The organism is Arsenophonus sp. PmNCSU2021_1, assembly GCF_036919435.1.
Classification (GTDB): domain Bacteria; phylum Pseudomonadota; class Gammaproteobacteria; order Enterobacterales; family Enterobacteriaceae; genus Arsenophonus; species Arsenophonus nilaparvatae.
This window is the reverse complement of sequence record NZ_JAZHPL010000007.1, coordinates 13,446-26,721: the sequence shown is the minus strand read 5'-3', so window position 1 is coordinate 26,721 and position 13,276 is coordinate 13,446. Positions and strand designations below refer to the sequence as shown.

Genomic DNA, 13,276 nt, shown 5'->3' with positions numbered 1-13,276 from the left:
CCCAATAAAGAAAGTGAATTATATCAACACTCACCTTTTTATTTAAATAAACATTTCAATGGTAGATAACATAATGAGTTACCACAAAAATTTTCCTATAACATGTTAATGGTGCAAAAATATTTTTAATCAAAAAATTCCTTATTGAATTTATCCCATTTAACGAAATACTAGTGTTGCTGACTATTTTTTTCAATAAATGAAAAAATCTCAGAACATTTATTTATATTAGGCACCGGTCTCAATCAGCAAACCTCAATCTAAATTAATAAACAAAATGTGCTTATAGTTAAAATAGTTAATTTTTTAATAATCATATTGTAGTAATATGAACATAAACTTATCTACTGATGATATCCACTAGCCTAGTAAAATATATAGGTAAAAATAATTTGATAACTATATTTAACTATTTTTTAACGCGCTTTTCCTTAATTTTAAATCCAGAGTTTCGTTCATTATGTATAACACTATGCAGTTAAAACATATAGCTGAAGCCAAATTACCTACTCCTTTTGGTGAGTTTCTACTTGTTGGTTTTGAAGAAATTGTTAATGGTAATAATCATATCGCACTTATTTATGGTGATATTACTAATGGAAAACCCGTTCTTTCCCGTATTCACTCGGAATGTTTGACCGGAGATGCCTTATTTAGTTTACGTTGTGATTGTGGTTTTCAACTAGAAGCAGCACTTAAACAAATTGCCGAAGAAGGTAGCGGAGTACTACTATACCATCGTCAAGAGGGGCGTAATATCGGATTATTAAATAAAATCCGCGCCTATGCTCTGCAAGATCAGGGGCTGGATACTGTTGAGGCCAATTTAAAACTCGGGTTCAAACCCGATGAACGTGATTTTAATGTCTGTGCTGATATGTATAAATTATTAGCAATAAATGAAGTGAGATTATTAACCAATAATCCTAAAAAACTAGAAATTATGAAAGAAGCTGGAATCAATGTCGTAGAACGAGTTCCTCTCATTGTTGGTCGTAATCCCAAAAATAGTGACTATCTCAATGTAAAAGCCAGCAAATTAGGTCATATTCTATCTGATAATGCGAAAAAATAATCAATCAATTATTATCAAAAACTGTCTGCTTTTAACAGAGCAGTTTTTGATGGTTTAAATCCGTTTATTTTAACATTTGACGAATAACATACTGCAGAATACCGCCATGACGAAAATATTCTAATTCAGTCATCGTATCAATGCGGCAATGCATCGCTATTGTCGTTTTCTGATCATTTTTATCAGTAATGGTTACTGTAATCATCTCGCCTGGGGTAATCGATTGCAAGCCTGCAATGTCAATTGTCTCATCACCGGTCAATTTTAACGTTTTACGGTTTACATTAGCCGGAAATTCTAACGGTAAGACCGCCATACCAATCAAATTAGAGCGATGAATTCGTTCATAAGATTCAGCAATAACCACTCTTACCCCGAGTAATAGGGTTCCTTTAGCCGCCCAGTCACGACTAGAACCGGAACCATACTCTTTGCCAGCAATAATTGCTAAAGGTATCTTTTTTTGCTGATATTGCATGGCGGCATCATAGATTGCTAGCTGAGTCTGTGTTGGTATATAGCGAGTAAATCCCCCTTCAACCCCAGGAAGCATCTCATTACGAATACGAATATTGGCAAATGTGCCTCTCATCATAACTTCATGATTACCTCGCCTCGAACCATACGAATTGAAATCTGTTGCTTGTACGCCATGGGACTGTAAATAATGGCCGGCTGGGCTATCCGCTTTAATATTTCCAGCTGGTGAAATATGATCGGTCGTAACAGAATCACCCAAGATTGCAAGAATATGAGCAGCATGAATATCAGTGATCGGCGCCGGCGCAAGCTGCATGCCATCAAAAAACGGAGGATTACGAATATAAGTTGAATCAGGTTGCCATGAATAAGTGGCTGAACGTTTTACATCAAGTGCCTGCCATGCTTCATCACCATCAAAAACTGCATTATATTCTTTATGGAACATGTCAGATTTTACTAACTGTATTGCCTCAGCAATTTCCTGACTGGTAGGCCATATATCTTTTAGTAAAACATCTTTACCATTTTTATCTTGTCCCAACGGCTCATCAGCAAGATTTACTTGCATATTACCCGCTAACGCATAAGCTACCACTAAAGGTGGTGATGCCAACCAATTGGTTTTTACTAATGGATGGATCCTACCTTCAAAATTTCTATTGCCTGATAGCACTGCACCTACAGTTAGATCATGTTTTTTGATTGCTTCTTCTATTGGCGCCGGTAGTGGCCCTGAGTTACCAATGCAAGTGGTGCAGCCATAGCCAACTAGATTAAAACCTAATTGATTTAAATAATTAGTCAATCCCGCTTTAGCTAAATAATCAGTAACCACTTTCGAACCTGGTGCTAACGAAGATTTTACCCAAGGTTTACGCACTAAACCTTTTTCAACCGCCTTTTTAGCAAGTAATCCTGCCGTCATTAAAACAATTGGATTTGAAGTATTGGTACAGGAAGTTATCGCCGCAATAACAACCGCTCCCTCTTGTAACTGAAAATTTTTACCATCATAACTGACGGATGGCGCTGGCTCTTTGGTTGATTTATTTAATTCAAGCTCGACTGAATCTTTAAACGCATGCGGAACCTGGCTTAATTCAACCCGATCTTGAGGGCGTTTAGGTCCAGCCAGACTAGCTTCCACCGATGCTAAATCTAATACTAAGGTACTGGTAAAAATAGGCTCTTCACCTGGATGGCGCCATAATCCTTGTGTTTTAGTATAATTTTCAACTAAAGCAATTTCATCTTCCGAACGCCCTGTTAACCGCATATAGCTTAAAGTGATTTCGTCAACCGAGAAGAAACCACATGTAGCGCCATATTCAGGAGACATGTTGGCAATAGTAGCCCGATCCGCGAGCGGTAAATCAGCTAAACCATCACCGTAAAATTCAACAAATTTACCCACTACGCCATGTTTACGCAGCATTTGGGTGACAGTCAAAACTAAATCAGTAGCGGTGATCCCTTCGTTTAGTTTGCCAATTAATTTAAAACCAACTACATCTGGAATGAGCATCGAAATCGGTTGTCCCAACATTGCGGCTTCTGCTTCAATACCGCCCACTCCCCAACCTAAAACTCCTAAACCATTGATCATCGTGGTATGAGAATCAGTACCAACCAATGTGTCTGGATAAGCGAACAATTTTCCTTCTCGTTCTTCATACCACACCGACTTACCTAAATACTCCAAATTTACCTGGTGACAAATACCTGTTCCGGGCGGCACAACTCTAAAACGATTAAATGCCTTTTGTCCCCAACGTAAAAATAGGTAACGTTCATGGTTGCGTTGCATTTCAAATTTTACGTTATCACTAAAGGCTTGAGGAGTGGCAAATTCATCGACCATAACCGAATGGTCAATAATTAAATCGACCGGCGATAATGGATTTACCTTATTAACATCACCACCTAATCGCTGCACAGCTTCCCGCATTGCAGCGAGATCAACCACTGCTGGCACACCAGTAAAATCCTGCATCAAAACTCGGGCTGGTTGATAGGCAATTTCACGCTCGGCATGCCCCGTATGCTGCCAATCAACCATAGCCTGCAAATCTTTTAATACAACAGATTTTCCATCCAGATGGCGCAGCAAATTTTCAAATAGTACTTTAAGTGATTTTGGCAGATTCGAAATATCACCTAACTGTTTGGCTGCAATAGGTAAGCTAAAATATTCATAGTGTTTACTTCCAGCGGAGAGTGTGGATGCACAGTCCGTTCTTAGACTTAACGACATAACTCCTCCTTTTATTATTTTTTATCTAGATAACTAAGATGACGCATCTTATAAAGATAATATATTAGAAATATTTTTCGGTTATGTAACACATAATGATCATTAAATATGATTTTGTTCAAAATAAATTAAAAGTATTAACGCTAAATAGCCCTGGCTTGATGTGGAATTAGTGCATAAGAAAAAATATAAAATAAAAAATCATGAATAGAAAATAAACTCTAATTTTTATTAAAATTATATTGTTGGTAATTGAATCTCTTTAAACATTTCTTCAATTTCTTCATTTGAACGTAAAGCAATCGCTTTATCAACAACATCAGGCGTTAAATGTGGTGCAAAACGCCAAATAAAATCATACATATAGCTACGTAAAAAACTATTACGATGAAAACCTATTTTTGTAGTGCTATAGCTAAACTTATCCCGCATATCAATAATAACTAAGTCCTGATCTTGATTAGGGTCAACTGCCATGCTAGCAATAATTCCTATACCTAATCCCAATCTTACATAAGTCTTAATAACATCAGCATCAGTGGCGGTAAAAATAATCTTAGCCTGTAAACCTGCCTTATAAAAAGCCTCATCCAATTCAGAGCGGCCTGTAAAACCATGGGTATAAGTCACAATCGGGTATTGAGCTAGTTGACTAATGGTAATATTTTTCTTGTCAGCTAAAGGATGATCAGCTTTAACGACAACCGAACGATTCCAATGATAACAAGGTAACATCACTAAATCTTTGTAAAGATGTAACGCTTCAGTCGCAATAGCAAAGTCGCTATTTCCTTTACTGACATCTTCCGCAATTTGTATTGGCGAACCCTGACTCATATGTAATGAAACTTGTGGATAATGTTCGATAAATTGTTTAATAACCGGAGGAAGAGCATACCTTGCTTGAGTATGTGTGGTAGCAATGGCTAATATGCCACGATCAGGATAAGTATGTTCACCAACGACTGCTCGGATAGCGTGCATTTTCGTCATCACTTCTCGAGCAATTTTAATTACTTCCTTTCCGGCTGGAGTAACATGAGTTAAGTGTTTACCACTGCGTCCAAAAATTTGCACTCCCAATTCGTCTTCAAGCATACGAACCTGTTTGCTTATACCTGGTTGTGATGTGTATAACCCTCCTGCTGTTGATGAAACATTTAAATTATGATTTTCAATCTCTACAATGTAACGTAATTGCTGTAATTTCATCTTATTCAGCGTCCTTATAAATTGAATAAAGGATTAATTATTTAATAACTTATAGTAATTTTATTATAACAAAAATAAATATAAGCATTATTTATTATAATCAATAATATATACGATTGAAAATATAACAACAAATAAATTACAAATTAAATATTATTTATATAATGAGCTTATTTTACTAACAATTAATTATATGTTTATTAGTTATAATGAATATAAATTTTGGCAAGATTATTAATTAACTGAATGCTAAAATAAAAAGCCAAACAACGCCGTTTACTATTACTAAAGATTTCCTAAACTAACTTTGAATGGCCTAAAATAAATAAATTAATTTATTTAATAATACCGCAAACTACCCTTAAACCACCACCGCCTAATGTTTCTGGATGATCTGAATAATTATCTCCACCTTCATGGATTATTAATGCTCTATGCTTAATTTGACTTATTGATTTTAACCGCGGCGCTAAAATGGCATAGTCAGCACTACCATTAGCATTAACAACTAAACCCGGTAGATCACCTAAATGGCCACTACTACTATTATGGACCTTTATGTTGGGCTGTTTTACTAGAATCAAAATGGCCACCGGCTTTTCCTGCTGCGATTAACTTTCCATCTTTTTGCAAAGCATCACAACTAGGATATTCGTGAACATGGAAACCATGTATTCCAGGCGCTAATCCTTGTAATTTGGGGGTAAATAATAAACCAAATTTTGTTTCCGTAATCTTAATTTCACCTACCGATTGGCCGTTATCTTTTTTAGTAACTATGTTCATTGGAACTATAATTGTATTGGCTAGCGATGTTGCAGCAAAAAAAGTGCCCATAATTAGTAACATTTTCAATTTCATATATTAATCCAGGTTATGATTTGAAATAGCGACGATATATAAACTAAAAATTAGGCTACTGATTTCAGTAGCCTTGTTTAATTATAGAAAATAGATAAATTTTTATTTGTTTTTTTCTATCCATTTGCCATCGATATAAAATGCACTCCAGCCAGTGGCTTTACCATTTTTTTCTGAGGAAACATATTGTTGTTTAGTCTTACGACTAAATCTAACAATCGTTTTATTACCTTCAGGATCGACCGATGGCGCCAGGGTTAAATAGCTAAATTTAGCTGGCAGACGATCTTTAAAACGTACCAATTCTTCAACCAATGGTGCGCGGGTCTCTCTTGATTTTGGAAAAATGTTAGCGGCTAAAAATATTCCCGCTGCCCCATCTCTTAATACAAAGTAAGCATCAGATTTTTCACAAACTAGTTCCGGCAATGGAATAGGATCTTCTTTAGGCGGAGCCACTTCACCATTCTTCAAGATCTTGCGAGTATTTTTACAAGCCTCATTGGTACAGCCCATATATTTTCCAAATCGACCCATCTTCAGATGCATTTCTGAGCCACATTTATCACATTCAATAATTGGCCCATCATAGCCTTTAATGCGAAATTCACCTTCTTCAACCTGATAACCATTACATACTGGATTATTCCCACATACATGTAATTTACGTTTATTATCAATAAGGTAGCTATCCATCGCGGTACCACATTTAGGGCATCGCCGGCGGGCTCGCAAAGCATGCGTTTCCACATCCTCTTCTTCTGCTACCAGGATATTTGATAATTCATCTTCAGGAATTAAATTAATGGTTTTTTTGCAGCACTCTTTTGCTGGTAAGCTGTAACCAGAGCATCCCAGAAAAACCCCCGTAGAAGCAGTTCTAATTCCCATTTGGCGGTGACAGTCAGGACATTCAATCGATGTTAATACCATCGGATTGGGGCGCATGCCACCTTCCTCGGGTGCTTTATTTGCGCTTTCTAGCTGTTCGGTAAAAGCAGCAAAAAACTCATCTAATACACTCTTCCACTCGATACGATCTTCTGCTATCAAGTCAAGCTGATCTTCCATTCGCGCAGTAAAATCATAGTCCATTAATTCACTAAAATTTTCATCTAACCGGTCAGTAACTATTTCACCTATTTTTTCAGCATAAAAACGGCGATTTTCAATTTTTACATAGCCCCGATCTTGGATAGTTGAAATAATAACCGGATAGGTTGATGGCCGACCAATGCCACGTTTTTCAAGTTCTCTAACCAGAGAAGCTTCGCCAAAACGTGCTGGAGGTTTAGTAAAGTGTTGGCTAGGACACAATTTATCCAATTCAAGCTGACTACCAACTTTGACCATAGGTAATATTTTATCTTCATCACCTTTGCGCAATGCGGGCATAACTTTAGTCCAACCATCAAAACGCAAAATACGCCCTTTAGCCTTCAACTCAAAATCTCCAGCTTTGACGGTTATTGTCGTTGAATCAAATTCAGCTGGTGTCATTTGACAAGCAACAAATTGGTTCCAAATCAGCTGATATAGTCTTTTGGCATCCGCTTCCATCTCTTTTAGAGCATCAACACCAACGTCAATATTAGAAGGACGAATAGCTTCATGTGCTTCCTGCGAACTTTTTTGATTGGTGTAAACATTCGCCTGTTTAGGCAGGTATTTGCTGCCAAATTTATGGTCAATATAATTGCGAGCCATACTTAAAGCATCCTGACTTAAGTTAGTTGAGTCAGTACGCATATAGGTAATATAACCTGCTTCATAAAGACGCTGTGCCATCATCATGGTTTTTTTAACGCCAAAGCCAAGACGTGTACTTGCCGCTTGTTGCAGGGTTGAGGTAATAAAAGGGGCGCTGGGTTTACTAATTGTGGGCCGATCTTCACGATCTGACACCTGATAATGGGCATTTTTTAATAATCCAACAGCAGCATCAATTTGTGCTTTGGTGACAGGTTTAAAAGGCTTACCCTTTTCATGTGTCACTTCCATTCGAATCAATGCCGTATCTACGGTCAGTAACTCAGTATGCAGCTGCCAATACTCTTGTGGGACAAATGCTTTAATTTCCCGTTCCCGTTCTACAATCAGACGTACAGCGACTGACTGAACACGACCGGCAGAAAGGCCGCGAGCAATTTTTTTCCATAATAACGGTGAAACCATATAACCAACAACCCGATCTAAAAAACGCCGAGCTTGTTGAGCATTAACACGATCAATATTTAATTCACCAGGATTATCAAAAGCTTGCTTAATTGCATTTTTAGTAATTTCATTAAAAACTACTCGACTAAAGCGCTGATTATCACCGCCAATCACTTCTCGCAAATGCCAGGCAATTGCTTCCCCCTCACGATCGAGATCCGTTGCCAGATAGATATGCTCTGCGTCGGAAGCAAGCGATCTTAATTCAGCAACGACTTTTTCTTTGCCAGGTAAAATTTGATAATTGGCTTTCCAGCCATGATATGGGTCAACTCCCATTCTATTTACAAGCGCCTCATGCTCATCTTTTTTTACTTTTTTAACCTTGTTGGCTGAGTTTGTATTCTTTTGTGAGCTGGAACCACCACTTTTTTTTGGCAAATCACGTATATGCCCTACGCTACTTTTAACAACGTAGTTATTACCAAGGTATTTGTTGATAGTCTTGGCTTTTGCCGGGGACTCCACAATAACAAGAGCTTTACCCATAGTTATCTTTACCTAAAATATTGTCTAAGCGTACTGACTTTCCAGCCAGATGGAATGAAATCTCTTTTTATATTGCGTCAGATTCACAATATATCAACTTTTTTTTGCTTAAATACTTTGCCATAAAGATAAAAACCTTTGTTAATTCATACTGTAATCAGATTCAATAGTACAATTTTGTCAGCAAAACAATGACAAAAGTAAAGCATCATAAGTAATAAAAAGCCTACACTCTACCTGATAAAAAATGATGCGCAACCACTTATTTTATTCATAGGTATTGTTATGACAACAAAAACCACCTCAATAAGTTATGAATAGATTATAAAAAAAATCAATAAAATTATATAAAAAGTAGCAGAAATCTAGTTCAAACAGATATATAAATAAAATTTTCAGAAAGAAATTAATTTCCAAATAAAATAGCTTAGTAGTGCTGTATAAAATTGTTTATCATGTTTTTAATTAATTAATATTTTATTTGCAATTAAATAATTAAGTTTTAACTATTACATTATAAAAATACCGGCTGAAAACGCCGGTATGTATTTCTTATTCATAATTTAAAGCAGTGGTCTCTGTCCTCTTTGCCACCAGCGTATTAACAACTTATCTGCATTTTCTACCATGCTGCCCATTAAACGATCAATAAAACGTCTGGCCGGAGTATAAGTTATCTCAATAATTTCACGAGCATCAATTTGATTGATAATAATGTCATCACTAACGCCTATTTCATCAATTAATCCTTTTTCCTTTGCCTGGATACCATACCAATGCTCACCTGTTGCTACAGCATTAATATCAAGGGCCGGCCGTTTTTGATGCACAAAATCTTTAAATAGCTGATGTGTTTCATTTAAATCTTGTACAAACTTCTTACGTCCTTGCTCGGTATTTTCACCTAATAAAGTTAGTGTACGTTTATACTCTCCGGCTGTATGTAATTCTACATCAATATCCTTTTTCTTCAGTAATCGATGAAAATTGGGTACTTGCGCAACTACACCAATAGAGCCAATAATCGCAAAAGGAGCCGCCACAATACGATCGGCGACACAAGCCATCATATAACCGCCACTGGCTGCCACTTTATCCACCGAAACAATTAATTTAAGGCCTTTTTCCCGTAAACGATTTAGTTGAGAGGCAGCTAAGCCATAGCCATGCACAACGCCACCTGGACTTTCAAGCCTAAGCAATACTTCATCTTTGTTATCAGCAATTGCTAAAATTGCAGTAATTTCTTCACGTAATGCATTGACTTCATGAGCATTCATGCTGCCTTTGAAATTAATTACAAAAAGACAAGGTTTTTTTAACGTTGTTTGACCAACTTTAGCATCCGATTTTTGCTTTTTTTCTTCAATTTTACGTTGTTTTTTATAGGTTTTTAACCAAACTTTATATTCAGCGTCACTCATCTTAACCTGTTGCATCTCACGCTGACGTTGACGATAAGCTTCACTTAAATCAATAAGTTTTAAATCACCTTTTTTGCTCTGTTTACGCTGTCCAAAGCTAAAAATAACCAATGAAATCAATATAATAGCAACAACTACTGTTGCTATTTTAGCAACAAATAATCCATACGATGAAAGAAATTCCACAATTCTATCCTTCTTTACAGAATATAAACAATAGGGGTATTGTAACTAAAAACTTGATAAAGTGCTTATAGCTCTTATTAATAAATTTGAATAATCAAAAGTAGGAAAATATCATGCTACCTTACCAAGCTAAAGCTGATTTACTTAAGCAAAAAACCATTTTAATTACAGGCGCAGGCGATGGCATTGGACGTGATGCGGCATTAACTTATTCACGTTATGGCGCCAATCTTATTTTAGTCGGTAGAACAACCGCAAAACTAGAACAAGTCAAACAAGAAATTATTTCTAATAGCAAATTTACCCCTTCAGTCTCTATTTATACCCTTGATTTATTAACAATAACCGAATCACAATGCCATGAATTAGCAACTGACATTAGCCAACATTATCTCTATCTTGATGGTGTATTACATAACGCAAGCATATTAGGAAAAATTGCGCCGATTATTGATCAACCTATAAAACTTTGGCATGAAGTTATACAAATAAACGTTAACGCAACTTTTATGCTAACACAAGCCCTACTACCACTGCAGCTACAAGCACCAAATAGTTCCTTAATATTTACCACTTCAAGCGTCGGCAGACGAGGTCGAGCTAATTGGGGGGCCTATTCAGTTTCCAAATTCGCAACCGAAGGTCTAATGCAGGTATTATTTGATGAATATAAAGATACTAATTTACGTGTTAATTGCATTAATCCCGGTGGCACAAGAACGCAAATGAGAGCCAATGCTTTTCCTTCAGAGGATCCTATGCAACTAAAAACTCCACAAGAAATTATGCCGATATATCTTTATCTAATGGGAGAAGATAGTATTAAGGAATCAGGAGTAAGTTTTGATGCACAGCCTAATCGTAAACCCGGTGTGGCAATTTAATATTTAGCTATAAAAACTAACCGCAATAAAAGTTAATAATAAATGATATAACCAATTATCAAACAAAGTGACTAGTCAATTAATGAGCTTTATAGTTATTTACTGGGTGCTGCTTTAATAAATATCCCTGCATTAAAAATCATATTTGTTTGATTGATAAAAGCAGAATACTCATCACGATCATGTTTATTCTGCCCTAAATGGAAAGTGCTATAAATTTTCGCCATATTGTAAATGTAGTGGTAATATTCATCATAGATTTGCGCTTTTGACTCTATATTACTGATGTTTTTAAAGTCATCAACAATTCTATTAGCATAAGATTGTAAAGAATAATTATTAAAATTTGCAATTGGAAGTGCATATTCAAACGAATGCGTTACCGTGTTTTGTTCCTTTATCAACAATATGAATATTATTAACTTTTGATCCTACTACTGACAAAAAATCAATAAACTCTTATTTGGTAAAACATTTTGCTTTCACTTGACCGTCTGATTGTTTACTTTTATTCAAAGCGAAAACATTGAGAAAAGATGCGCCTATAGGGTAATCACATTTAAAAACATTATTATCAATAAATAAAGCATTACTACTTAGTATTGGACCCTGTACTTTTATTCCATCAACAACAATTTGATTATATTTCAAAGAGAATAATTGGTTAGAAATAATTTCTTTAAAAACCGAACTATAAGAATAATAATATTGCCGGGTAGGATTAATAATTCCTCCCTGGTTACCAGGGTAAATGATAAATTCAGTTTTTTGGCCAATGGGGTATTCAATCGTATGCTTGCCAGCTCGTAAATCAAGTTGTTTAATTTCACCCTGAACAAGTTTAACAGGTTGATTATCAATCTTAAAATAAAGGGCATCTTTATTATTATGACTAACGTAAAATTTCCCATCAGCAGAATGGGTTAATTGCGGCTCATCACAGCTTGCTAACAGCAATATAAATATGCTGCTAGCGATAATTTGCCCAAATTGTGGCATATAAAATTTCAACCTTCTAATCAAACTTAGCCTAATGAAAGTAGCCTATTCTAAGGATCATCTCAATTAAATTAAAAGTATTTATATAGTACTATTTTTATCTATTAAAAAAGCATTAGGCAGCTGAATTTGACTATAATATTGCCTTTAATTTTATATTATCCTTTACGCGAAGATGTATTACGCCCCCTGGCAGCCCCAGTTGCTCGTTTATTTGTTACTCGCATCGAAGAAACTTGGGTATGCCGTTTTACAGCACGACGGATCTGATTTGCTTTAATACGCCGTCTATCTTGCTCAACCGATATTTTACTGGCTGTTTCATCTGTAAGACCAACCAGTTGACGCAAATAATTAATTTGGGCTAAACCTAATTCCGTCCATCCTCCTCTGGGTAATCCCTTTGGTAAATAAATATCACCATAACGAACGCGGATCAGGCGGCTGACTTGTATGCCTACCGCTTCCCATAAACGCCTTACTTCACGATTACGGCCTTCCGTTAAAGTAACATTAAACCATTGATTCATGCCTTCTCCGCCACGAAACTTCAGTGTCTTAAAATTAGCTTCACCATCTTCAAGTTGAACACCTTTGGTTAATTGCCGAATTTTAGCATCATTAATTTCACCAAAAACACGAACTGCATATTCACGTTCAACCTCATGACGAGGATGCATCAAACGATTAGCCAGTTCCCCATCTGTGGTAAATAATAATAAACCACAGGTATTTACATCTAAGCAACCTATCGCAATCCAGCGAGAGCCGGTTAATTTAGGTAAGCGATCAAATACGGTTGGACGTCCTTCTGGATCATGATGAGTACATAATTCGCCTTCCGGCTTATAATAAGCCAAGATCCGACAAACTGTTTTCTCCGCTTCTTTGATTTTTAAAAGGTGACCATCTAAGCGAATTTTAGTGTTAGATTTTACTTCTATTCGGTCACCCAAGGTCGCTAATTGACCATCAACACTGATCCTACCGGATTGAATAAAACTTTCTATTTCCCTGCGCGATCCATAACCACAACGAGCAAGTACTTTTTGTAACTTTTCACTTTGCTGCTTTTTAACGCTCATAGCGTAAACCTCTTGTGTCACCTTCACAGGCGTCATAATTATAAAAATAACTAAAAAAATAAACTGTGGTTATTATACACCGTTTTTCTATTAACCTCATCTGAAGC

Annotated in this window: 9 protein-coding genes and 1 pseudogene; 2 read left to right on the top strand and 8 right to left on the bottom strand. The window is 36.2% G+C overall.

The features are described from left to right. The first annotated feature begins 472 nt into the window (after positions 1–472). Positions 473–1,075, top strand: coding sequence for a GTP cyclohydrolase II (gene ribA, locus V3224_RS17540; protein WP_334472274.1), 603 nt, complete (start codon positions 473–475; stop codon positions 1,073–1,075). 64 nt (positions 1,076–1,139) lie between these two features. On the opposite strand, the gene acnA is transcribed toward ribA, so the two are convergent. The 5 genes and pseudogenes from acnA to sohB form a co-directional block, all read right to left on the bottom strand. Continuing rightward, positions 1,140–3,812 (bottom strand): aconitate hydratase AcnA, encoded by a 2,673-nt coding sequence (acnA, locus tag V3224_RS17535; protein WP_334472090.1) that lies wholly within the window; start codon positions 3,810–3,812, stop codon positions 1,140–1,142. Positions 3,813–4,049: 237 nt separating this feature from the next. Beyond that, positions 4,050–5,024 (bottom strand): HTH-type transcriptional regulator CysB, encoded by a 975-nt coding sequence (gene cysB / locus V3224_RS17530; protein ID WP_334472089.1) that lies wholly within the window; start codon positions 5,022–5,024, stop codon positions 4,050–4,052. Positions 5,025–5,359: 335 nt separating this feature from the next. Next, a pseudogene (gene sodC, locus V3224_RS17525) lies at positions 5,360–5,885 on the bottom strand (superoxide dismutase [Cu-Zn] SodC). 102 nt (positions 5,886–5,987) lie between these two features. Continuing rightward, positions 5,988–8,591, bottom strand: a complete 2,604-nt coding sequence (gene topA, locus V3224_RS17520; protein ID WP_334472088.1) for a type I DNA topoisomerase — start codon at positions 8,589–8,591, stop codon at positions 5,988–5,990. A 563-nt stretch (positions 8,592–9,154) separates the two neighbouring features. Beyond that, positions 9,155–10,201: a protease SohB gene (gene sohB / locus V3224_RS17515; RefSeq protein WP_334472087.1), complete on the bottom strand. Its 1,047-nt coding sequence runs from the start codon at positions 10,199–10,201 to the stop codon at positions 9,155–9,157. Between the two features lie 113 nt (positions 10,202–10,314). Between sohB and V3224_RS17510 the strand changes: the two genes are divergently transcribed. Then, complete coding sequence (locus tag V3224_RS17510) at positions 10,315–11,085, top strand: YciK family oxidoreductase (protein WP_334472086.1); 771 nt, start codon at positions 10,315–10,317, stop codon at positions 11,083–11,085. Between the two features lie 95 nt (positions 11,086–11,180). On the opposite strand, the gene V3224_RS17505 is transcribed toward V3224_RS17510, so the two are convergent. The 3 genes from V3224_RS17505 to rluB all read right to left on the bottom strand — a co-directional run bounded on the left by V3224_RS17505 (position 11,181) and on the right by rluB (position 13,169). After that, on the bottom strand, positions 11,181–11,492 hold the full coding sequence (locus V3224_RS17505; RefSeq protein WP_334472085.1) for a hypothetical protein: 312 nt from the start codon (positions 11,490–11,492) through the stop codon (positions 11,181–11,183). 52 nt (positions 11,493–11,544) lie between these two features. Further along, positions 11,545–12,084, bottom strand: coding sequence for a hypothetical protein (locus V3224_RS17500; RefSeq protein WP_334472084.1), 540 nt, complete (start codon positions 12,082–12,084; stop codon positions 11,545–11,547). A 158-nt stretch (positions 12,085–12,242) separates the two neighbouring features. Beyond that, positions 12,243–13,169, bottom strand: coding sequence for a 23S rRNA pseudouridine(2605) synthase RluB (rluB, locus tag V3224_RS17495; protein ID WP_334472083.1), 927 nt, complete (start codon positions 13,167–13,169; stop codon positions 12,243–12,245). Positions 13,170–13,276 lie beyond the last annotated feature (107 nt).